Annotated in this window: 21 protein-coding genes; 11 read left to right on the top strand and 10 right to left on the bottom strand. The window is 37.5% G+C overall.

Features of this window, described 5'->3' with window-relative positions:
• Window positions 1-36 precede the first annotated feature (36 nt).
• The 3 genes from cysB to topA all read right to left on the bottom strand — a co-directional run bounded on the left by cysB (window position 37) and on the right by topA (window position 4,528).
• Window positions 37-1,011, bottom strand: coding sequence for an HTH-type transcriptional regulator CysB (gene cysB, locus JEP40_RS02580; RefSeq protein WP_198622322.1), 975 nt, complete (start codon window positions 1,009-1,011; stop codon window positions 37-39).
• Window positions 1,012-1,249: 238 nt separating this feature from the next.
• Window positions 1,250-1,774, bottom strand: a complete 525-nt coding sequence (gene sodC, locus JEP40_RS02585) for a superoxide dismutase family protein (protein ID WP_198622323.1) — start codon at window positions 1,772-1,774, stop codon at window positions 1,250-1,252.
• A gap of 156 nt (window positions 1,775-1,930) precedes the next feature.
• Complete coding sequence (gene topA, locus JEP40_RS02590) at window positions 1,931-4,528, bottom strand: type I DNA topoisomerase (protein ID WP_198622324.1); 2,598 nt, start codon at window positions 4,526-4,528, stop codon at window positions 1,931-1,933.
• Between the two features lie 307 nt (window positions 4,529-4,835).
• Here topA and JEP40_RS02595 point away from each other — a divergent pair, with 307 nt between their 5' ends.
• Window positions 4,836-5,084 carry a YciN family protein gene (locus JEP40_RS02595; RefSeq protein ID WP_072068001.1) on the top strand — a complete coding sequence of 83 codons (249 nt, stop codon included), beginning with the start codon at window positions 4,836-4,838 and terminating at the stop codon, window positions 5,082-5,084.
• Window positions 5,085-5,566: 482 nt separating this feature from the next.
• Here JEP40_RS02595 and sohB read toward each other — a convergent pair whose 3' ends face one another.
• Window positions 5,567-6,613, bottom strand: coding sequence for a protease SohB (sohB, locus tag JEP40_RS02600; protein ID WP_198622325.1), 1,047 nt, complete (start codon window positions 6,611-6,613; stop codon window positions 5,567-5,569).
• A gap of 213 nt (window positions 6,614-6,826) precedes the next feature.
• Between sohB and JEP40_RS02605 the strand changes: the two genes are divergently transcribed.
• Together JEP40_RS02605 and cobO are read left to right on the top strand one after the other, a co-directional pair.
• A complete protein-coding gene (locus JEP40_RS02605) occupies window positions 6,827-7,588 on the top strand; it encodes a YciK family oxidoreductase (protein ID WP_176694681.1) in 762 nt (253 codons plus the stop codon).
• A gap of 18 nt (window positions 7,589-7,606) precedes the next feature.
• Entirely contained in the window at window positions 7,607-8,197 is a 591-nt protein-coding gene (gene cobO, locus JEP40_RS02610) for a cob(I)yrinic acid a,c-diamide adenosyltransferase (protein WP_198622326.1), read from the top strand.
• A 45-nt stretch (window positions 8,198-8,242) separates the two neighbouring features.
• Here cobO and JEP40_RS02615 read toward each other — a convergent pair whose 3' ends face one another.
• The 4 genes from JEP40_RS02615 to rnm form a co-directional block, all read right to left on the bottom strand.
• Window positions 8,243-9,190 (bottom strand): hypothetical protein, encoded by a 948-nt coding sequence (locus tag JEP40_RS02615; RefSeq protein WP_198622327.1) that lies wholly within the window; start codon window positions 9,188-9,190, stop codon window positions 8,243-8,245.
• A 200-nt stretch (window positions 9,191-9,390) separates the two neighbouring features.
• Window positions 9,391-10,314, bottom strand: a complete 924-nt coding sequence (gene rluB / locus JEP40_RS02620; RefSeq protein ID WP_198622328.1) for a 23S rRNA pseudouridine(2605) synthase RluB — start codon at window positions 10,312-10,314, stop codon at window positions 9,391-9,393.
• A 406-nt stretch (window positions 10,315-10,720) separates the two neighbouring features.
• On the bottom strand, window positions 10,721-11,341 hold the full coding sequence (locus JEP40_RS02625; RefSeq protein WP_198622329.1) for an L-threonylcarbamoyladenylate synthase: 621 nt from the start codon (window positions 11,339-11,341) through the stop codon (window positions 10,721-10,723).
• A gap of 24 nt (window positions 11,342-11,365) precedes the next feature.
• Window positions 11,366-12,226, bottom strand: coding sequence for an RNase RNM (rnm, locus tag JEP40_RS02630; protein ID WP_198622330.1), 861 nt, complete (start codon window positions 12,224-12,226; stop codon window positions 11,366-11,368).
• A gap of 308 nt (window positions 12,227-12,534) precedes the next feature.
• On the opposite strand from rnm, the gene JEP40_RS02635 reads away from it, so the two are divergent.
• The 7 genes from JEP40_RS02635 to JEP40_RS02665 all read left to right on the top strand — a co-directional run bounded on the left by JEP40_RS02635 (window position 12,535) and on the right by JEP40_RS02665 (window position 19,692).
• Window positions 12,535-14,112, top strand: coding sequence for an anthranilate synthase component 1 (locus JEP40_RS02635; RefSeq protein WP_198622331.1), 1,578 nt, complete (start codon window positions 12,535-12,537; stop codon window positions 14,110-14,112).
• Window positions 14,112-14,705 (top strand): aminodeoxychorismate/anthranilate synthase component II, encoded by a 594-nt coding sequence (locus tag JEP40_RS02640; RefSeq protein WP_198622332.1) that lies wholly within the window; start codon window positions 14,112-14,114, stop codon window positions 14,703-14,705. The genes JEP40_RS02635 and JEP40_RS02640 overlap by 1 nt, the downstream gene beginning before the upstream one ends.
• A gap of 1 nt (window position 14,706) precedes the next feature.
• A complete protein-coding gene (gene trpD / locus JEP40_RS02645; RefSeq protein ID WP_198622333.1) occupies window positions 14,707-15,705 on the top strand; it encodes an anthranilate phosphoribosyltransferase in 999 nt (332 codons plus the stop codon).
• A gap of 4 nt (window positions 15,706-15,709) precedes the next feature.
• On the top strand, window positions 15,710-17,065 hold the full coding sequence (gene trpCF, locus JEP40_RS02650; protein ID WP_198622334.1) for a bifunctional indole-3-glycerol-phosphate synthase TrpC/phosphoribosylanthranilate isomerase TrpF: 1,356 nt from the start codon (window positions 15,710-15,712) through the stop codon (window positions 17,063-17,065).
• Window positions 17,066-17,104: 39 nt separating this feature from the next.
• Window positions 17,105-18,295: a tryptophan synthase subunit beta gene (gene trpB / locus JEP40_RS02655; protein ID WP_198622335.1), complete on the top strand. Its 1,191-nt coding sequence runs from the start codon at window positions 17,105-17,107 to the stop codon at window positions 18,293-18,295.
• A complete protein-coding gene (gene trpA, locus JEP40_RS02660; protein WP_198622336.1) occupies window positions 18,295-19,101 on the top strand; it encodes a tryptophan synthase subunit alpha in 807 nt (268 codons plus the stop codon). Before trpB ends, trpA begins: the two co-directional genes overlap by 1 nt.
• Before the next feature lie 276 nt (window positions 19,102-19,377).
• The gene (locus JEP40_RS02665; protein ID WP_036937135.1) at window positions 19,378-19,692 is read left to right on the top strand and encodes a BON domain-containing protein; all 315 of its coding nucleotides are present in this window, start codon (window positions 19,378-19,380) and stop codon (window positions 19,690-19,692) included.
• 671 nt (window positions 19,693-20,363) lie between these two features.
• Here the strand turns inward: JEP40_RS02665 and ompW are convergent.
• Window positions 20,364-21,011, bottom strand: a complete 648-nt coding sequence (gene ompW, locus JEP40_RS02670) for an outer membrane protein OmpW (RefSeq protein ID WP_198622337.1) — start codon at window positions 21,009-21,011, stop codon at window positions 20,364-20,366.
• Between the two features lie 433 nt (window positions 21,012-21,444).
• On the opposite strand from ompW, the gene JEP40_RS02675 reads away from it, so the two are divergent.
• Window positions 21,445-22,218: a YciC family protein gene (locus JEP40_RS02675; RefSeq protein ID WP_198622338.1), complete on the top strand. Its 774-nt coding sequence runs from the start codon at window positions 21,445-21,447 to the stop codon at window positions 22,216-22,218.
• A gap of 120 nt (window positions 22,219-22,338) precedes the next feature.
• Here JEP40_RS02675 and JEP40_RS02680 read toward each other — a convergent pair whose 3' ends face one another.
• Window positions 22,339-24,132: a SulP family inorganic anion transporter gene (locus JEP40_RS02680; protein ID WP_198622339.1), complete on the bottom strand. Its 1,794-nt coding sequence runs from the start codon at window positions 24,130-24,132 to the stop codon at window positions 22,339-22,341.
• Window positions 24,133-24,339 lie beyond the last annotated feature (207 nt).

Below are 24,339 nucleotides of genomic sequence, written 5' to 3' on the forward strand. Positions count from 1 at the left end.
TTACGCTTGAAGGCGGGAATTACCCGCCTTTCAGTATTACACTAATGGCAATTCAATATCTTTAAATAGCTCTTCAATTTCTTCATGTGTTCGCAATGTAACTGCTTGTTCAATTAAATTACGAGTAAGATGTGGAGCGAAGCGCCACATAAAATCATACATATAGCCACGTAAGAAGCCACTACGACGGAATGCGATTTTAGTGGTGCTATAGCTAAACTTATCGCGCATATCAATCGCCACTAAATCACTGTCTAGCACAGGATCAAACGCCATACTAGCAATTACTCCAATACCTAAATGCAGTCTTACATACGTTTTAATAACATCGGCATCTGTTGCAGTGAAAACAATTTTAGGTTTTAGTCCTACTTTGCCGAAAGCATCGTCAAGATCAGAACGCCCTGTAAAACCTTGGGTATAAGTCACAATGTCGTAACCAGCAAGCTCTTTCAGTGTGACTTCTCGTTTTTGTGCCAAAGGATGATCTTTAGGAACCACCACAATACGATTCCAACGATAACAAGGTAGCATCACCAAATCGTTATAAAGATGCAGTGATTCTGTCGCAATAGCGAAATCACTTTTACCTCTGCAAACATCTTCCGCTATTTGTGTTGGTGAACCTTGGTTCATATGTAATGAAACATCAGGATAGCGCTCAATAAAACCTTTTATCACTGGTGGCAGTACATAACGCGCTTGAGTGTGTGTTGTTGCAATAGATAGTGAACCTCTATCTGGATAAGTATGTTCCCCAGCAGCAGACCGAATGGCTTCTGTTTTTGACAAGATTTCTCTAGATAGCCTAACAATCTCTTCACCTGCGGGTGTCACATGCGTTAAATGTTTACCACTACGAGAAAATATTTGTATACCTAATTCATCTTCTAACATGCGGATCTGCTTACTTATCCCTGGTTGAGATGTATACAAACGCTCTGCCGTGGTTGATACATTCAAATCGTTATTCACCACTTCAACGATATAACGCAACTGTTGTAATTTCATAGAGAGGCTATCCCTTCAACAAAAGACTTATTATTCCGTTATTCTATTTATATTCATATAACTAAAAAGAATAATAAAGATGTAATATATAACCACTATATCACTTATTTCATTTCGGTCTAACGCAATTAATAGGGTTATTTAGATTTTGTTATATCGAATAGTTATAAGCTATAAATAAGTATAAAAAAAGCTGACTAGATGTCAGCTTTCATTTCAGAACAATAACGGCTTTAAATTATTTAATAACACCGCATGCCATTCTTGCGCCACCACCGCCAAGCGCTTCTGGGTTATCAGAGTAGTTATCACCACCGACATGCACCATTATGGCTTTATCTTTCACTTGCTCAAGTTTAGTCAGTTTTGGCGCTAATACTGCGTAATCAGCAACACCTTTATCATTAACAACCAATCCAGGTAAATCACCTAAATGCCCTTCTTTATTATAAGGCCCTAAGTGAACACCGGTTTTTTCAGGATCTAAATGACCACCTGCTTTTAAAGCAGGAACAGGTTTACCTTCTTTCATATCTGGCTCACAAGAGCCATTAGCATGAATATGAAAACCATGCACACCGGGTGTTAATCCTGTCAATTTTGGCGTAAATAACAGCCCATAATCAGTTTCAGTGATGGTAACAACACCAATATCGTTACCTGCGCCTGTAGGAAGTGCTTCTTTTAACGTGACATCTAATGTGGCCGCACTCGCCACTGAGGTGAAGAGTAAACCAGAGAGTAACAAAGGTATCAGTTTCATAGTATCTCCGTCTTATTATTAGCAAAGTAAAATATCAGACAAATAGAAATTAACCACTTACACTGTTTCAATGAACATTAATTAGCATATCTTCTTCATACAAAAAAAGCGACTAACTCTCATTAGTCGCTTTTTATTTATCGGGTGATGATAATATTATTTGGTTTTTTCAACCCATTTACCATCGACATAAAACGCAGACCAACCCGTTGCTTTGCCATCTTTCTCAGAAGAAACATATTGTTGCTTAGTTTTACGACTAAACCGCACAATAGTTGGATTTCCTTCTGGATCAGCCACAGGGGCTTCAGCTAAATAGCGCATTTTCTCTGCCAATCTGTCTTTAAAGCGTACCAATTCTTCTACTTTTGGTGCGCGCGTTTCTCTTGATTTAGGGAAGGTATTTGCGGCTAAGAATACACCTGCAGCACCATCACGTAAGACAAAATACGCATCAGATTTTTCACATGGCAACTCAGGAAGTGGAACAGGATCTTCCTTCGGTGGGGCAATTTCACCACTTTTTAAGATTTTACGGGTATTTTTACATTCATCATTAGTGCAACCCATGTATTTACCAAAACGCCCCATTTTTAGGTGCATTTCAGATCCACATTTATCACACTCAATGACCGGCCCTTCATAACCTTTTAAGCGGAATTCACCCTCTTCGACTTCATAACCATCACATGCCGGGTTATTACCACAAACATGTAATTTACGATGTGTGTCAATCAGGTAACTGTCCATTGCAGTACCACATTTCGGGCAACGACGACGAGCTCGTAATGCGTTAGTTTCTGCATCTTCCCCTTCCAGAATATTCAATAATTCATCTTCAGGAATAAGGTTAATAGTCTGTTTACAACGTTCTTTAGGCGGTAATGCGTAACCTGAACATCCCAAGAATACCCCTGTAGTTGCTGTTCTAATTCCCATATGACGAGAACAAGTTGGGCATTCAATAGAAGTGATTACCATTGGATTAGGTCGCATTCCTCCTTCTTCTGGATCTTTTTCAGCAACTTCTAATTGCTGGCTAAAATCAGTAAAGAATGCGTCTAATACCGCTTTCCAATTTTCTTCGTTGTTTGCAACATGGTCGAGGTGGTCTTCCATTTGCGCAGTAAAATCGTAATTCATTAAATCGCTAAAATTTTCTTCTAAGCGATCCGTGACAATTTCACCCATTTTTTCTGCATAAAAACGACGGTTTTCAACTTTTACATAACCACGATCTTGAATAGTGGAAATGATAGATGCATAAGTTGAAGGACGGCCAATACCCCGTTTTTCTAATTCTTTAACTAATGTCGCTTCACTAAAACGTGCTGGTGGCTTAGTAAAATGTTGAGTAGGTTCTAATTCAGCTAAAGCCAGTTTTGCCCCTACATCAACAGCCGGCAACGTTTTATCTTCATCTTTATTACGCATTGCAGGCATCACTTTCGTCCAACCTGCAAAACGTAAAGTACGACCTTTGGCGCGTAATTTATAATCACCTGATTCGACAGTTAATGTCGTTGAATCATATTTTGCTGGTGTCATCTGACACGCAACAAATTGATTCCAAATTAGTTGATATAATCGTTTAGCATCGTTATCCATATCTTTCAAAGATTCTGAGATAACGTTGATATCCGAAGGACGAATAGCTTCGTGCGCTTCTTGCGAATTTTCTTTACTCGAATAAACGTTTGGCTCTTTCGGCAAATACTTAGCACCAAATTGCTCGCTAATATAATCACGCGCCATTTGAATTGCATCCTGACTTAAGTTAGTCGAGTCAGTACGCATATAGGTAATATAACCTGCTTCATAAAGACGTTGAGCTAACATCATTGTCTTTTTCACACCAAAACTTAAACGCGTACTTGCTGCTTGCTGTAAAGTTGATGTGATAAGTGGTGCACTTGGTTTGCTTGATGTTGGTCTATCTTCACGATCTTTTACTGTGAAAGTTGCATTTTTTAATGCATTGACCGCAACCTGTGTTTCATCAGATGAAACAGGGTTGAAGGCTTTATCATTATAATGCGTGACTTCCATACGCAATGGTTGTTCATCAGGTGTTAATAATGATGCGTGTAACTGCCAATATTCTTCAGGAACAAAGGCTTTAATTTCACGTTCACGTTCAACCAATAGACGAACAGCAACTGATTGCACTCGACCTGCAGATAATCCACGAGCGACTTTTTTCCAAAGCAAAGGTGAAACCATATAGCCTACAACACGATCCATAAAACGACGTGCTTGTTGCGCGTTAACGCGGTCTATATTTAACTCACCTGGAGTTTGGAAAGCTTGTGTAATGGCATTTTTCGTTATTTCGTTAAATACCACTCGACTAAATCTTTCATCATCACCGCCGATAACTTCACGTAAATGCCACGCGATAGCTTCTCCTTCGCGGTCAAGGTCCGTTGCGAGATAGACATGATCAGCTTTATCAGCCAATGCTTTTAGTTCAGCCACAACCTTTTCTTTGCCGGGTAGAATTTGATAGTTCGCATTCCACCCGTTATAGGGATCGATTCCCATACGGCTGACTAAGGCTGATTTCTCATCCTTTTTAACTTTTTTCACGCCTTTCGTGGCGGATGAGTTTTCGCTCTTCTGGCTGCCAGAACCACTCTTGGGCAAATCACGAATGTGACCCACGCTAGATTTAACTACGTAGTCATTGCCAAGATATTTATTGATCGTTTTGGCTTTTGCCGGGGACTCCACGATTACAAGAGCTTTACCCATAATTACCTTTACCTAATTAAACTTTGTTATGACGGTATTGTTTAATACCCTCAACTAAAAAAATGTTTAAAATCTCTTTTTTATATTGCGTTAGTTTTGCAATATATCAACCTGTTTTTATTCAAAGCTTTTGTTTGAGCTCAAAACTCATTACTTTTTTTGAGGTATTTTAATCACCTCACTGCTTTGATCGGGCAACGGGCAAATTATATTTGCTACATATAGCGTAGCTAAGCTTTTAAAAATGCCACACTCTACCTGATAAAAAGTGAGGCGCAACAAATTATTTTTCTAAGGAGCACAGATTATGTCAACACAAACTACACCTATTACAACAGAGATGCTACTTGAAAAAGCGAATAAAATCATATGTGAACATGAAGATTATTTACAAGGTATGCATGCAGATTCTGTTGAACAAAAAGGCAATGTCCTCGTATTTAAAGGCGAATTTTTTTTAGATGAGCAAGGTTTACCAACGGCAAAAAGCACTGCAGCTTTTAATATGTTTAAGCATTTAGCACATGTGTTATCAGATAAGTACCATTTAGAATAATCACCGTTAGGATTATTTCACATTTAATCTCACCATCTAGAAAGAGACGTACTTGCCAGTTATTACTTTTTTAGTAAAAATAACTGGCATAAAAAATCACACCTAAAGAATAAAAATGCAAAAAAAAACACAAGACAAATGGTTGTCTTATGATGTTTATGATTATACCTACCTATTAATACAATCAGTAATATCAATTATTTTTATTTTGTTTTTACCGCTATATTGACACTTCCTAGAAAGAGGAAATATTTACCCTGTTGTTGTTAAGCAATATCAATTATTTCTTTGATTGCCAGTGAATACTTCACTGGCTTTTTTTTGCCTTATTGGAATACGATTTTCCAATAAAACATCAGAATATCTGTTTGAAAAGTTCAAGAAGTAGTGATGAACAGAAGGGAAAATGACAGCGATACCAAGTATTAGGTTTTAAATTCTCGGTATCGCTAATAAAGCTTAATCTTTTGTGCTCGTTTGAATTATAACAATGGTTTTTTACTTCTTTGTACCCAGCGCATCATCAATTTATCAACGCTTTCCATTGCACCACCAGTAACACGTTCGACCATTTTCTTTTTAATAACATATTGAACAGAAAAGACTTCATAATCGTTAATGTGATTAATTAGCCAATCATCACTCACACCAACTTCATCAATTAAGCCTTTATTCAAAGCTTCTGTACCGTACCAATATTCTCCAGTAGCGACACTATCAATATCAAGTTGAGGACGGTATTTATGTACAAAAGCTTTAAACAACAGGTGTGTTTCATTTAAATCTTGTTTAAATTTCTCACGACCTTCTTCTGTGTTTTCGCCCAATAAAGTTAATGTACGTTTATATTCACCAGCAGTGTGTAACTCAACATCAATATCGTTTTTCTTGAGCAATCGGTGAATATTAGGGATTTGAGCGACGACACCAATTGAACCAATAATCGCAAAGGGTGCTGCAACGATTTTATCAGCCACACAGGCCATCATATACCCACCACTTGCAGCCACTTTATCGACAACCGCAGTGAGTTTAATGCCTTTTTCTTTTAAACGTGTTAATTGTGCCGCAGCTAATCCATATCCGTGAACCATGCCACCAGGGCTTTCTAAACGCAGTAAAACTTCATCGCCGGTTTGGGCAACAGAAAGAATGGCGCTGATCTCTTCACGTAATGCACCCACTTCATGCGCATCCATACTACCGTTGAAATCAAGAACATATAAACAAGGTTTTACAACACCTTTCTTACCTTCTTTCGCATTGTTTTTACTTTGTTTATTTTCTTTTTTCTGCTGTTTTTTAAACGCTTTGTACCAGACCTTTAATTCAGCATCGTCCATTCTCGCTTGTTGCATTACTCGCTGTTTTTCTTCATAAGCTTCAGCAAGATCTGTCACTTTTAACGTGCCTTTTCGATTTTGCTTCTTATTTCCAATAACGATAAAAAATAACACAATAGCGATAATAGCCACGACAACAGTGGCGATCTCTGCTAAAAACAGTCCATATTGTAAAATATACTCCACAAAGACCTCTTTTTAAGGTTAATAACACTGACTAAAACCAATATGCCTAGTTTAACGAAATTCTACTTTAGCGCTAGTCACAAAGGCATAATTATGGGCAATACCATAAAGAAAATAGCTATAAATTGTAAACAAAAAACTAGACTAAACTGGTCGCTAGACAAATAAGACGTTACACTTTATTTACTTTTTACTAGACAGGATATCAATATGTTGCAATATCAACCGGATCATAGCGTGCTAAAAGATAAAATTATTCTAGTAACGGGTGCTGGTGATGGCATAGGAAAAGAAGCCGCACTAACTTATGCGCAATATGGCGCAACACTTATCTTATTAGGCCGTACTTTATCAAAACTTGAGGATGTTCAAGAAGAGATAATCACATCAGGTGGCCAACAACCTATGTTATATCCACTTGATCTACTTACAGCGACAGAGAATGATTTTCAGCAATTTGCGGATACTCTCGTTAAACGCTTCCCTCACCTTGATGGCGTATTACAAAATGCTGGTTTATTAGGTGTTGTTGAACCTATCATTAATCAACCAAGTAACCTTTGGCATGATGTTATGCAAGTTAACGTCAATGCGACATTCATGCTGACTAAAGCACTACTACCTTTAATGCTAAAAGCCCCTCATGCCAGTCTTATTCTCACCACATCCAGCGTGGGTCGCCAAGGTCGTTACGGTTGGGGAGCTTATTCTGTTTCAAAATTCGCAACAGAAGGCTTTATGCAGGTACTTAATGAAGAATATAACGATAGCACCTTACGAATTAACTGTATCAATCCTGGTGGCACTCGTACCGCAATGAGAGCCAGTGCGTTTCCTGATGAAAATGCACAAAAACTAAAAACACCGAAAGACTTGATGCCGTTATATCTCTACCTGATGAGTGATGACAGCATTGATGTGAAAGGACAATCTTTAGATGCCCAACCAGGCCGTAAAGCAGGCCCTGCTGAATAACGTAAATTCGAGGTCAAAATGAATGATGCACAACACCAAAAACGCCAGCAACGCTTAAAAGAGAAAGTAGATACCCAAATTGAGCAAGCTCAACGAGAACAAGGTATTTTGATGATCTTTACAGGTAATGGTAAAGGAAAAACGACAGCGGCGATGGGTACAGCAACACGTGCTGTTGGTCATCAAAAAAAGGTCGGTGTTGTGCAGTTTATTAAAGGAACATGGGAAAACGGTGAACGTAATTTATTAGAACAATTTGGTGTGCCTTTTTATGTCATGGAGACAGGCTTTACTTGGGAAACTCAAGATAAAAGTGCTGATACAACTGCTTGCTTAAATACATGGCAATATGCACTCAAACTGCTTAACAATCCAGAGTATGATTTAATTATCCTTGATGAAATCACCTATATGATTAGCTTTAACTATTTACCATTAGATGAGGTTATTTCAGCGATTAGCTCTCGCCCTACGCACCAAAACGTTATTATTACAGGAAGAGGCTGTCATAGAAAATTAATTGAGTTAGCAGATACTGTGACAGAGATGCGCCCTATCAAACATGCTTTTGATAGTGGGATAAAAGCACAAAAAGGCATAGATTGGTAATAATTACCTATTGCCCTTTCAATCATGTTAAAAGTGAATAATTATTTATATTAAAGCGGGTTCACTTAATATGCCCGCACCAAATATACGGCCTGTTTCATTTATCAGTTTAAAATAAGCTTCTTTATCATCAAATATATCATTTTGTATCTGTTGACTATAAACCATAGCCATTGCCATTACATGAAAATGATATTCATTATAGTAAACTATCTTTTCATTTGGATCACGCGAAGCCAAATAGGAATTGGTTATTTTATAAATATTTTTAGCTTCTTTAAGCATCTCACTATTATTAAACGTAATATTACTTAGTGTCGGAATAAAATCATCTGTCCGCGTATTTTCATTATTTATCCAGTTATATTTATTTTTTTCCTTACGCGCCTCTAATAAAGAAGAACCAGAATAAACATGAATATCATATGGTTTTTTTGATAAAAAATTTTGAAATTCAGACTGGGAAAAACACTTAGTCAATACATTTCCCATCCTCTTATTATTCCAATCAGATAAATACGTTGGAATAGGTTCATTTAAAGGAATTTCACACTGAAAGATATTATTATCAATGAATGTGGCATCAGAACTATTAATAGCCCCACTCACAAGTTGCCCATTAATCCAGATAGAGCGGGTAGTTAAGTAAAAGTGCTTATTATTTTCTTTGGGTGAAAAAACAGAGGTAAAACTATAGTAGATATCCCTAGATGGATTAATTATCCCCCCATGATTACCAGGGTAAATCATAAAAATTTTCTTTTCTCCATCAGCATCAACTAATACATGTTTTCCATTCTCTAATTTTATTTCTTTTACTTCACCAGAGTTAAGCCAAAAAGAATTTTCATCAATTTGAAAGACTAACGGTACGGTTTTATTGTTACTGATATAAAATACGCCAGACTGTGAATTTGAACTAGCTACTGGCTCACACCCCGTAGTAAGAGTAGTCGTACATAACATTGTTGTTAAATAAAAAAAACGATACATATATCGCGTATACCTTATCGTAAAATATACAAACAAAATATTATTTTAATAAAAATGACTTTTCATCTTATTAATCCATGCATCATAGTTTTATTTATAGAAAAAAGAAAGCCATCAAAAGAGAGGCACGCAATATTTATTGGGTGCCTCTTAATGAAAGATGATATTTTAATTTAAAATTATAAATAATTATTCGGAAATTACTTATTATTTCCTACTGACTGGCGGCGACTTGACGCTCTTTTTGCAGGTGACGTAGAGGTACGTGCTGATATTTTGGTATGACGCTTAACGGCTCGACGAATTTGATTTGCTTTAATCCGACGTTGGTCTTTTTCTACTGCCACTTTTGTTACTGTTTCATCATTTAATTCAACCAGTTGACGCAAGTAGTTAATCTGTTCTAATCCAAGCTCGACCCAACCACCGCGCGGTAAACCTTTAGGTAAATCAATATCACCATAGCGAACACGAATAAGACGGCTTACTTGAACACCAACAGCTTCCCACATACGACGAACTTCACGGTTACGGCCTTCTGTCAGTGAAACGTTGTACCATTGGTTAATCCCTTCACCGCCACGATAAGAAACAGAGCGAAATGACGCTGGGCCATCTTCTAATTGTACACCACGAGTTAATTGACGAATTTTAGCGTCATCAATTTCACCGAAAACACGAACTGCATATTCACGTTCAACTTCACGGCTTGGATGCATTAAACGGTTAGCTAATTCACCATCTGTTGTAAATAACAATAATCCACTGGTATTCACATCAAGACGACCTACAGCGATCCAGCGAGCACTGTTAAGACGAGGGAGACGTTGGAAAACAGTAGGACGACCTTGTGGATCACTACGAGTACACAGTTCACCTTCAGGTTTGTAGTACGCTAACACTCGACAAACATCTTTTTGTGCTTCGCGAATATTTAAAATACGACCATCTAAGCGGATTTTTGCTGTTGTGGTGACATCAATACGATCACCTAGTTTTGCTTTTGTACCATCAATGCTGATACGTCCTTCTTGAAGGTAACCTTCAATCTCACGACGAGAGCCATGACCAGAACGAGCAAGGATTTTTTGTAATTTTTCAGTACGTTGCGATTTATCGCTCATGAAACAACCTCATGTGTCGCCTTCACAGGCGTCATAAAAATAGAATTAATTTTTAAAAATCAATTAAGTAAAAAATAACCCATGTTTATTAAATTCACTAATAAACACAGGTTTATTGATTCAATAGTGAACAATGTTGATGATTTTTCACATCAACACTGTGATAAATAGTCTCGATAAAATAGCCATGACGGTTTTACTGCTTTTTCTCGTTACATAATATTAACGTATCAACGGAAACGTTCATTGACATAACCGATTTTAAAAACAAGCACCGTGATTTTTATCGCAATGTATAAATTTAACACAAGCGATAAATCCCTTCACCTTTTATCTTTTTATCTCTCGATAAATTTCTTCACTATGCCTCTATCGAATCGATATTTAATTTAATCGACCAAATCATCTACTGAAATGGGGTAATATCTCCAGTGCCTTCTCGGACTATCACTGGACTATCTTCCGTTAAATCAATTACTGTTGTGGGTTTTTGACCTAAATAGCCACCATGGATCACTAAATCAACTTGTTTGCTTAATAAATCATTGATTTCTTCAGGATCAGACTCTGCAAAATCATTACCTGGTAAAATCAGGCTCGTTGACATCAATGGTTCACCAATATTCTCTAACAATGCTAATGCAATAGGGTTAGAAGGAACACGTAAGCCAATCGTTTTACGTTTATCATTCATCAAACGCTTTGGTACATCTTTAGTCGCTTTTAAGATAAAGGTGTAATTACCTGGAGTATTATTTTTTATTAAACGAAATACCACGTTATCAACATAAGCGTAATTAGCGATTTCTGACAGATCACGACACATCAGTGTGAAATTATGGTTTTTATCTAGTTGACGAATACGACAAATCCGCGTCATTGCATCTTTATTTTCTAAACAGCATCCAATAGCATAACCAGAATCTGTTGGATAAATCACCACTCCGCCTTTGCGTAAAATATCAGCACTTTGTTCAATTAAACGAGCCTGCGGATTATCAGGGTGAATATAAAAAAGTTGGCTCATACATCCCTCAACGAATTTCTGATGTTACTCCTGCCATAGCGACCAAACTGGTTCAACGCCACCGGGTAACCATAAATTACGCCCCAACTCTATCCACGAGCAAGGACGATGAAAATCAGAACCTAACGAAGCTTTTAACCCATAAGATTGAGCTAATGCCGCGTGTTGTTCCCGTTCTTGTGGTGGTTGTTGGCATTGTGCCACTTCGATTGCATCACCACCTTGTTGTTTAAAATAAAGTGTTAAACGTTTTAACCATTTAGAAGATAGACCATATCGGCCCGGATGTGCTAATACCGCAACACCACCAGCAGCATGAATTGCTGTGACAGCGTCACCTATTGAACACCATTGCGGGGGTACATAGCCTGTTTTTCCTTTCGCTAAATAACGTTTAAATACTTTATTAACTGAGGCAACATGCCCGTCATTTACTAAAAAGCGGGCAAAATGCCCTCTTGTTACTTGCCCACTATGCGCTAGCGCTTTAGCGCCTTCAAAAGCATTGGCAATACCAGCTTTTTCTAATCGCTCACCGATCATTATCGCACGTGTTTCACGACATTGGCTTTGTGATGAAAGGAGCGATTTGATCGCGTTATGATCGATATCCATATTTAATCCAACAATATGGATTTCTATATTCTCCCACAAAGTCGATATTTCAACACCTGATATCAGGGTAAGAGGTAGATTTTTTTCTGTAATATAATACTTAGCAGGTGCAATTGCCGCTGTGGTATCGTGATCCGTAATCGCTAACACATTAATTTGACGCTCTATCGCTCTATCAACCAATTCTTCTGGTGAAAGCTCGCCATCTGACGCGGTAGTGTGGCTGTGTAAATCATAAATCACTCTTAAATCAGATAGCCCTTCAGTCATCACGTCTCCCTTTTCACCTTAGCAAGATAATAATTTTTAAAGAGTATGCCATAAAGTACTTGACGAACCTAACGTAATCCAGTTTACTAGTACGCAATACGAGCTAGTTCACTTTCCATTTTTTTGTCGTTAGCTGTAAGGAGATCTTATGAATATCAATCAACATCTTATCGCTCTTTGGTGGCGCAACACTCTTTTATGGGCGGTTTGATCTCCTGCTTAACGTCAGTGATATCTAAAACCCGCCTACGCGGGTTTTTTTATGCTTTAAAAACAGTAAATAAAGAAAATAATATAGAGCGATAACAATGAATACATCACTTGCATTCTCATTTAACACCAAGGCAACGCCACTGCCTTATCACAGCGAACCTGCTTTGCTTTTCAATACATTATGTGAAAATCAACATTACACATTATTGTTAGAATCTGCACAAATCGACACTAAGGCAAACTTAAAAAGCTTATTAATTGTTGATAGTGCATTACGCATCAGTGCAGTAAAAAACCAAGTCACTATTGATGCATTAAGCGTTAATGGGCAGGCATTATTGCCCCCATTAAAAATCGCACTAAAAGAAAAAGCGGATTTAACGTTAGAGAACGATAAACAGTGTATTTTTACTTTTACAACGCCTTCACAACAGACAGATGAAGAAAGCAAATTAAAATCAGCTAGCGTATTTGATGCGTTACGTTTCTTTCTTGTTCATAAAGACACTAAAGATGCAAACTTTATCTTTGTTGGTGGCTTATTTGCGTATGACTTAGTCTGCGGATTTGAATCTATTTCTGAATTAGAAAGCGATTTCTCTTGTCCTGATTATTGCTTTTATTTAGCCGAACAATTAATTGTGATCGACCATCAAAACAAAGATAGTCAGTTGGTTTCCATTGCATTTACTGATGATGAAACAGAATGCCAACGTCTCGCTTTACGACAAACCGAGTTAATTTCTCAGGCTAAACAACCATTAAAACACCCTATTCGTCGCGCTTTAACAGCAGAAGAGTCAACAATACACGCCAATATGGACGATAAAGGCTATGGTGATATCGTGGAGGCAATGAAAACCTATATTCGTCGTGGTGATATTTTCCAAGTCGTGCCATCACGTCGTTTTCAAGTCGCTTGCCCTTCACCACTGGCCGCCTATCAAGTGTTAAAACAGAAAAACCCAAGCCCGTATCTATTTTATATGCAAGATGCTCTATTCACTGTTTTTGGTGCATCACCAGAAAGTGCACTGAAATATCAAACCAGTGATCGCCAAATTGAAATTTACCCTATTGCAGGAACTCGTCCTAGAGGACGCAATGCTGATGGTTCAATTAATGCAGATTTAGACAGTCGTATTGAGCTAGAAATGCGTACTGACACTAAAGAACTTTCAGAACATTTAATGTTAGTTGATTTAGCGCGTAATGATTTAGCACGCATTTGCCAAGCTGGTAGTCGCTATGTTGCGGAGTTAACAAAAGTTGACCGTTATGCTTTTGTGATGCACTTAGTATCAAGAGTGGTTGGAAAATTACGTGATGATTTAGATATTTTCCATGCTTACCAAGCGTGTATGAATATGGGAACCCTATCAGGCGCCCCTAAAGTCAGTGCTATGCAATTAATTGCTCGTTATGAAAAAACGAAACGTGGTAGCTATGGTGGAGCCATTGGTTATTTTACTGGTTCGGGTGATTTTGATACTTGCATAGTTATTCGCTCTGCTTATGTTGAAAATAATATTGCAACGATCCAAGTTGGTGCTGGAATTGTGCTTGATTCAGATCCCAAAATGGAAGCAGAAGAGACGCGCAATAAATCGCAAGCCGTAATCAATGCCATTTTACAAGCTCACACAGAAGTACAAATGCAGGAGGCTTGCTAATGGCAACTATCTTACTTCTTGATAACATCGACTCTTTTACCTACAACCTTGTCGATCAACTGCGTAGCCTCGGTAATACAGTTGTCATTTATCGCAATAATGTAACTGCTGATTTTATTGAACAAAAATTACATGAACTAGATAACCCCATTTTACTGTTATCTCCAGGACCAGGCGCACCTTCACAAGCGGGTTGTATGCCTGAACTGTTAAAGCGTGTATTAGGCACATTACCTGTTATTGGCATCTGTTTAGGTCATCAGGCCATCATTGAAGCTTATGGTGGCAAAGTCTCTTCATGTGGAGAGATCTTACACGGTAAAGCGACATTAGCTAAACATGATAACAGCGAAATGTTTGTGAATTTACCTAACCCTTTACCCGTTGCGCGTTATCATTCGCTTTCAGGAGAACACGTTCCAGAACAACTCATTATTAATGCGTGGTGCGATAACACTGTTATGGCGGTGCGCCACCGTCAACATAAAACTTGTGGTTTTCAGTTTCACCCAGAATCAATTTTAACCACCAAAGGCGCACAACTTTTAGAACAAACAATCGCATGGGCATTAACTCCTAAAGGAGACGCATAAAATGGAAACTATCTTCAACAAATTATTTAGCGCGCAGCAGTTAACATTAGAAGAAAGCCAAACCCTGTTTAGCGCGATTATCCGTGGTGAATTAACCGAATCACAATTAGCCGCTGTATTAATTAGCATGAAAATGCGAGGTGAACATCCACAAGAAATCGCAGGTGCTGTACGAGCATTACTTGAAAATGCACTGCCATTTCCTCGTCCTGATTACACTTTTTGCGATATTGTTGGCACAGGTGGCGACGGCGCGAACAGCATCAACATCTCAACCGCTAGCGCATTCGTAGCGGCAGAAGTTGGTATTAAAGTTGCCAAACACGGCAATCGTAGCGTATCTAGTCGCTCTGGCTCATCAGACTTACTCGCTGCTTTTGGTATTCCATTAGATAGAAGTGCAGATGATGCTCGTCAATTATTAGATGAAGTGGGACTTTGCTTTTTATTTGCACCGCAGTATCACAGTGGTTTTCGTTTTGCAGCCCCTGTACGCCAACAACTAAAAACACGCACCTTATTTAACGTATTAGGTCCCTTAATTAATCCAGCTCGCCCACCATTAGCATTAATTGGTGTTTATAGCCCTGAGCTATTAATGCCTATTGCAGACACACTAAAAGTATTGGGTTATGAACGTGCCGCCGTAGTACACAGTGGCGGTATGGATGAAGTGTCGTTACATGCACCGACTCAAGTAGCTGAGTTACGTAATGGTGAAATTACACATTATGAACTCACACCAAGTGATTTTGGTCTTCGTCCTTGCGCAATGGCCGATTTAGAAGGCGGTACACCTGAAGTTAACCGTCAATTATTGGCAGACTTATTACAAGGTGAAGGAAAAAGAGCACATACCGAATCTGTCGCAGCTAATGTCGCTTTATTAATGCGTTTACATGGGCAAGAAGATTTAAAAATAAATACTGAAATTGCTATGCACGCCATTTATAGCGGTAAAGCAATAAATCGTGTAACTGCATTAGCAGCAAGAGGATAAAAACATGACTGTATTAAACGCCATTGTAAAAGATAAAATTGAATATCTGATTGCACGTAAAGCAAGTCAACCATTATCAGAATTTGTGCATCAAATAGTGCCATCAATGCGATCGTTTTATCAGGCATTAACTCAGCCTAATCCTGTTTTTATTTTAGAGTGTAAAAAAGCGTCGCCCTCAAAAGGATTAATTCGTGCTGATTTTGATCCCGCTTCAATTGCAAAAGTTTATCAGCCTTATGCTACGGCTATTTCAGTATTAACCGATGAAAAGTATTTTCAAGGAAGCTTTGATTATTTACGTCAAGTCAGCCAAGCCGTACATCAGCCCGTTTTGTGCAAAGATTTTATTATTGATGAATACCAAATCTATTTAGCACGTTTTTATCAAGCAGATGCTATTTTATTAATGCTCTCTGTCTTAGATGATGAGCAATATCGTGCGCTATCAACGGTTGCTCATCAATTAAATATGGGTGTATTGACCGAAGTCAGCACAGAAGAAGAGCGTCAGCGAGCAATTAAGCTTAATGCCAAAGTTATTGGTATTAATAATCGCGATTTACGTGACCTTTCTATTGATTTAGCACGTACTCAGCAATTAAGCCAAGGACTACCTAAAGATGCAATCGTGATCAGCGAATCTGGTATTCATACCCACCAGCAAGTCCAAGAGTTAAGCCAATATGCTAATGGTTTTCTGGTAGGTAGCGCCTTAATGTCACAAGAAAATATTGACCAAGCCGTGAGAGCGCTAGTTTTGGGAAAGCATAAAGTGTGCGGGTTAACTCGTACACAAGATGTAAAAGCGGTTTATCAAGCAGGTGCTTATTATGCAGGATTAATTTTCGCAGAGAAATCCCCTCGTAAAGTGACATTGTCACAAGCGCAAGAATTGATAACACAAGCCCCCTTAGCATTTGTTGGTGTTTTTCAAAACCAACCCATTACACTTATTTGTGACTATGCTGAAAAACTTAATTTATCTGCCATTCAATTACACGGACAAGAAGATGCTCAGTTTATTGAGCAACTTAGACAAAAAATTCAACCTAGCTGTGAGATTTGGCAAGCAATAAATATGGCAATCCATAGTGATACTCCTCCCGTTTCACACGTTGATAAATATGTACTTGATAACGGCACTGGTGGCACAGGAACAACGTTTAATTGGCGAAAAATTTCAAACACATTACGTGAAAAAGCATTACTTGCAGGTGGTCTTAACAGTGAAAACTGTTTAGATGCGGTTAAAACAGGCTGTGTCGGGCTTGATTTTAACTCCGGAGTAGAATCGGCTCCTGGCATAAAAGATGCGCAACGTCTGAACCAAGTATTTGCACAATTACAACAAAACTAAATTTCATAAAGATAAAATTTTAAACAGGATGACATCACAATGAGAAAACTTAACCCCTACTTTGGTGAATTTGGTGGCCAATATGTACCTGAAATCTTAATTCCAGCATTGGATCAACTCGAACAAGCTTTTATTGATGCACAAAACGATCCGTCATTTCAGCAAGAATTCCAAGATTTACTAAAAAATTATGCAGGTAGACCAACAGCATTAACCCTTTGCCGTAATTTAACAGAAGGCACGCGAACTCGTTTATATCTAAAACGCGAAGATTTATTGCATGGTGGCGCTCATAAAACTAACCAAGTATTAGGTCAAGCATTACTGGCGAAACGTATGGGTAAAACCGAAATTATTGCAGAAACGGGGGCTGGTCAACATGGTGTCGCAACCGCTTTAGCTTGTGCACTGCTCAATATGAAATGTCGCATCTACATGGGTGCAAAAGACGTTGAACGTCAATCCCCTAACGTCTTTCGTATGCGTTTAATGGGGGCTGAAGTTATTCCCGTTCATAGTGGTTCATCTACCTTAAAAGATGCCTGTAATGAGGCATTGCGTGACTGGTCTGGTTGTTACGATCGCGCGCACTACTTATTAGGAACTGCAGCAGGTCCTCACCCTTATCCAACAATTGTCCGTGAGTTTCAACGTATGATTGGTGATGAAGCCAAAACACAAATTCTAGAGCGTGAAGGTCGTCTACCTGATGCTGCTATCGCTTGTATTGGCGGAGGTTCTAACGCTATCGGTTTATTTGCTTCATTTATTCCTGAAACATCAGTGCAATTGATTGGTGTTGAACCTGCGGGGAAAGGTATTGAAACAGGTGAACATGGCGCACCACTGAAACACGGTAAATTAGGGATCTATTTTGGGATGAAATCCCCTATTATGCAAACAGATGAAGGACAAATTGAAGAATCTTATTCAATTTCAGCGGGTCTTGATTTCCCATCAGTTGGGCCACAACACGCACATTTAAATAGTATTGGTCGTGCCGATTATGTTTCAGTTACCGATGATGAAGCAATAGAAGCATTTAAAGCACTTTCTCGCCGAGAAGGGATTATTCCAGCATTAGAATCTTCTCATGCTCTAGCTTACGCACTTAAATTAATTGCACAAAATCCTGATAAAGAGCAATTGTTGATTGTGAACTTATCAGGACGTGGCGATAAAGACATTTTTACTGTAAACGACATTTTAGCAGCGAGAGGAGAAATCTAATGAGCCGTTATCAAAACTGCTTTGATACATTGACACAAAAACAACAAGGTGCATTTGTTCCCTTTGTAACATTAGGTGATCCGTCTCCTGAACTGTCATTACAAATTATTGATGCATTAATTGAAGGTGGCGCAGATGCTTTAGAGATTGGTATTCCCTTTTCAGATCCTCTTGCAGATGGTCCTACTATTCAAGGTGCTAATTTACGTGCTCTCAATGTTGGTGTAACACCCACTGATTGCTTTGCTCTATTAACCAATGTACGTAAGAAATATCCTAATATTCCTATTGGTCTATTAGTTTATGCCAACCTTGTTTTTAGTAATGGTATTGATAACTTTTATGATAAATGCCAACAAGCGGGTGTCGATTCTGTCTTAATTGGTGATGTACCTTTACGTGAATCAAAAGAGTTCCGTGAAGCTGCTCAGCGAGCGAATATCGATCCTATCTTTATTTGCCCGCCTAATGCTGATGATGAGCTTCTACAAGAATTAGCCATCTCAGGTAAAGGCTATACCTATTTACTCTCAAGAGCGGGCGTAACAGGAACAGATAAACGTGCTCAACAATCGCTAACGCACCTTACTGATAAATTAAAAACTTATCATGCACCACCTGCATTACAAGGATTTGGTATTTCAGAGCCAAAACAAGTCAAAGAGGCTATTGCAAATGGTGCTGCAGGTGCTATTTCAGGATCTGCCGTTGTACAAATTATTGAGAAAAATCTTCATCAGCCTGAAGTGATGCTTAAAGCACTTACTCAATTTGTCAAAGAAATGAAAGCAGCTACACTCGCTTAACTATCATATTCAATCCGCTTTAGGAGAATAGTTTACTATTTTTCTAAGCGGATTACTCTTAATTCATCATTTATTGACTCACGCTTTTGAAGGCCTATTTTGGGGCTTAGCCCGCATGAAATGGCTTAATCTCTCTTTTTTTCCATTTAAAGTAACATAATCAATATCTATAAAAAATTTGGCAATATTTTATTTTTTGCACATACTTTATAAAGTGCTTTATGTTTTTTTTTCAAAAATACTCAATCAATTACGCAATGTATAAGGAGTTTGATAATGAAACTATGGGCAAAAATCTCTGCTGTGATGGCAGCATTACTGATGGCATTTACGTTGTCTGCATGTTCTCCAACTGCAACGTCAGAAGGTACTGGGGGTTATTTTGATGACTCCGTGATCACCACCAAAGTTAAAACAGCACTAATCGGTGAAAAAAATCTTAATTCAACACAAATTAGTGTTGAAACTTTTAAAGGTAAAGTTCAATTAAGTGGTTTCGTCTCTTCTCAAGCGGATGCTAATCGAGCCATTGAAACAACACGCAAAGTTACAGGTGTAAAAGGCGTTATTAACTCAATGGTTGTTCGCTGATCTCCTTTTTATTCTAGTCTTCCTTTAGCTTTACTTTTTAGACCACCCCGGTGGTCTTTTTTCATTTATGAGTCTATGTTTATTTGTACGGTTTATCATAATGCAGATCAAATTTTGCAAAAACTCAGATCAATCAAAAATAGCCTGTTTTTACCTCTCTCTAAAAATAGCTCATAAAAAGAGCAAAACAAAAGAATACCTAATCATTTTGCGTTCAGAAACTAACCTGTCAGTTATTATCAGTATGACACCTTATTAACCCCTTTTATTTCTCTATTAATTTTATCTATCCATTGATAGATAAAGCACTTTTACTAAAACCAAATATAAAGGTATATTTTAAATACACCTATAAAACACTAAGTTTTATCGATTACAGTATTATTTATTACTAATAAATAAAAATAAATAATTTTCATTTTATTAATAGCAAAACTTTAAGATGCATACAAAATACATCTTAAAAAGCATTTAAATATTAAATGTTTCTTTTTAAATACATCTTTATTTATTTAATATTATTTAAAAACGACTCTTATTTTAAGTATTAATAATAAAATAGTATTTTTTGATTATCTAAAAATGAGAATTGCATTGTAAATTTAAATCATAAAAAAAGCGAAGATAAACTTCGCTTTTCATTATGAGATATTCTTTTAAAGAAAGAATAATTAGAAACGGTAGCCCACACCAAACATAAATACAAATGGGTCTAAGCGTGTTTTAACATCAAAGTCTTTATTAGCAACTTCACTATTGAATCTTGCTTTTGTTTCGATGTTCATCCACCAAACAGACGCATTCAGCATCCAGTTTTTATCGAGGTTATAATCTAAACCAGCCTGTGCTGCAAAGCCCCATGAATCCTTAAGGTCAAGCCCATTTAAGCCTAAATCATCTACTGCTGGATTATTATTGAATTTTTCATCAAAGAACGTGGTAAAGTTAAGACCTGCACCTAAATAAGGACGTAGTTTATCTTCACCATTACCGAAGTAATATTGAGCCATTAATGTTGGTGGTAAATGTTTAACTTTTGCAATTTCACCCACTCCACTTAATGAAATTTTATGCTCAAAAGGTGTTGCTGCTAATAATTCAACACCAATATTATCGGTGATCATATACCCAAAGGTTAAACCCAATTGGGTATTATTATTTACTCCAAAATGGTCGCCACCTAATATTGCATCAGAGCCTGCATTAGGGCGAACAGTTGCAGTACCTGCACGGAATAAGAAATCACCCGCTTGGTGAGCGAAAGAAATAGAAGGCGCAAGAGTTGCAGCCGCTAAAATAAGCGCAGAAAGTTTTTTCATTATTTAACCCATTCCTGTAATAAGTAAAATCTCCGCTAAAAATATAACCATTTATTGATAATTATGATCTAATACCGATCACAACTTTGGAATTATTTTTGCAGAAAGTGTTATTTCTCTTTTTATTATTTATCAATACAATTATTTATAATTGATCCACATCAAATTACCCATTAATACAATTTTTTCTTATAATTAATTTTATTGTTAGCAATATTTTTTGAATAAAAAACATCCTAAAAAGACATATTTAAAAATAAGGTTGTTTTTGTGTTAATATAATGTTTATTTTTATTTAAATAATGAATGTACAGCGACTATGAGTATCAAGAAATAAGCTTAGTAAGCGGTTTGATAGAAAATATCCCTTTTTGCTGTTGTAAAAGGTACAATAGCGCGCATTGACACAGTCTATTTTTATAGGAGCAGTTTCATGCCTACCACGGCACGCACAATCTACCGAGACAGTCTGAATTTTTATAAGAATGAACGACGTAGCATTGTTACCCTTTCCGCTATCCTTGCTATTGTTTTAGCGATAGTTCATGTCTTAATTGGCCCTAATCCTCAAGAGTATCAATTGATGATTGAATTTGTGGCTAATTTTAAAAATACACAGCTTTCTTCTGCTTCTCCTGCCGAGTTAGAAGCAATGTCAAACAGTGTCGTGGGTATTGCCAAAAAAGTGTTATCACTGTATGCATTTGAAACATTACAGCAAAGCATCTTGGTTCTTACCTTATTGATGTTCGCCATGGCAATCTCTGCGGGTCACAATGTCACCCTAGGACAAACATTTAATGCCTGTTTACCTCGCTTACCCAAAATGTTTTTACTGATTGTCCTGTGCTCTATTTTAATTAGCGCCGGTTTTATGGTGATGATTATTCCTGGCATCATTTTACTCATCGGTTTTGCATTAGCACCGGTTGTTTTAGTGCGCCAACAAAATATGGGAAGTGCAATACGTTTAGGTTGGAAAATTGGGTTTAGCGAATCTGGTTCACTTATTCCTGCTTTAGGCATTTGGATCTTATTGCAGTTTGGTATTGGTTTTGTGAGTAATCTTACGATCCAACTGCCTGGTCTTGTCCATAATTTCTTATTCTATCTTCTGAAAAATATGGCTTCAGCGTGGATGATTATTTACCTATTTCGTTTGTTTATGTTGGTTGAGAACAAATACACGACACAACAAACGCGTTAATTTATTCAATATACAACTACTCACAAAATTTACCGATAAAAAATCCCGTGTATAAGCTAACGACTTATCACGGGATTTTACTTTTTATTCATCACCACTCGTAAAACTTAACCAGTATACTTAACGTGTTGATGTATGCCCTTCTGATATCAACGCTTCGTTATCCTCAGCTTCTTGTTTTAGAGCCTCTTTTCTTGCTTCTTTTTGCTTCTCTTTAATTTGCTGTCGGCTTTGATACAGTCGGATCACAAAATAGAGGTCGGGGGCAATAATTAAATCATCTTCATTGAGCGAAATTTTGTTACGTTCAATCCAACGATTTAATTCTGTTCTACGGCCAGCTAAAACCAATTTCACGCCTTTTATTCGCAACTCGCGTATTAACTCATCAATAGCAGCAAACACGCTAACATCGTCATAAGTAAAGCTTACAGCCGCATCTACCGCTAACCATGCTGGTCGTTGAGGTGCGCTATCAACAAGCTGAAGTACCCGTTTTTTAAAATAACCCACATTAAAATAAGTCAGCGGTGAATTAAACCGGTACATCATTAAACCATCAATAGGCTCAATACCATTGTCTTTATTCATTGAGTGAACCATACCCTGTTCATCAACGCCCAATAATTGATCGCTCGGTCGAAAAACAATACGTAAAAATTGTAGCAAACCTAATAAAACGGCAAAGCCGATACCATTAATTAGCCCTGCCAATAACACGGCTAATAATGTAAAAGATGCCAATGTAAATGCTTGTTTATTACGCTTACGATAAGACCAAATATGACGGATACTCAGTAAAGACCATGAAGAAACAATTAATACTATTCCTAGTGAAGATAATGGAATATAGGCGAGAAAATCGGTCATAAATAACAACACAAGCAAAATCACCAACGCTGCAATAATAGAAACTAACTGCGTTTTACCACCGACAGAATCATTGACTGCAGTACGGCTACTTGCTGCACTTACCGCAAATCCTTGAGACAAAGCCGATGCAATATTTGCAATACCTAACGCTTTTAACTCTTGGTCTGCATCGACATCATAACCGTTCTTACTGGCAAAGCTACGGGCGGTCATCATAAAACTAACGAAGCTAATAACCGCCAAGTTTATAGATGGAACTAACAATTCTCGCAAGACACCAGGATGAAATCCTGCCATGGATACAACAGGTAAAAATAGATCAACATTTCCTGCATCTTTATCTACGATAGCAATACCAAAGCTTGCTAAATCAAATTGCCAACTTAAATAAGTCATCACGACCATAGCAATTAAGGGAGCAGGCCATCGACTACGAAAATAACGAATACCTAATAATAATGCTAATGTTATCGCAGACATTAACAGGGTGGGTAAATGTGCATCCATTAATCGAAACGGAACTTCAATTAATTTTTCAATTAGGTGATCGGGAGAGGTATCAAAACCAAATACTTTACTGATCTGTCCAACCATAATGGTGATCGCAACACCATTTAAAAGCCCTTGCAAAATAGGCCGAGACAGAAAGTCAGTAAAAGCCCCTAACCGAAAATGGCTAGCTAAAATACACCAAAACCCCGTCATTGCCGTCATAATAATCGCAAGTTGCCATCTAGCATTCTCATCACCAGCTGATAATGGAATAACAGCGGCGGCAATAACTGCACAAGTTGCTGCATCAGGCCCTGTAATTAGCTGACGCGATGTGCCAAATAACGCATAAATAATCATCGGAAAAATACAGGCATATAATCCAACAATCGCGTTAATCCCTAATAATTCGGTATAAGCAATTGCAACAGGCAATGCAACGGCAGCAACAGAAAGCCCTGCTTTTAAGTCATAGCCAAAATAATCACGCTTATAATTAAATAATAAGCCTAATCCTGGCATCCATTTTATTATTCTTTTTCCGTTCATTGATTTCCTCTTATCAGAAATACTTTTTTATTTATGCATTCATCAAAAAGTGGCAATAATGTTGATGAGCTACTGAATCATATACTAGAGTGATATTTAAATCCTCTTTCATAATTCAAGCTTTAATTTTAACTCTCTCTAAATACAATTATGTTGATTTTTCATTAAGTTATTTCAGAGGAAAACAGTGTTTTTTATATAAATCAG

The sequence above is a fragment of the Proteus vulgaris genome (genome assembly GCF_016239305.1).
GTDB lineage: Bacteria > Pseudomonadota > Gammaproteobacteria > Enterobacterales > Enterobacteriaceae > Proteus > Proteus vulgaris_C.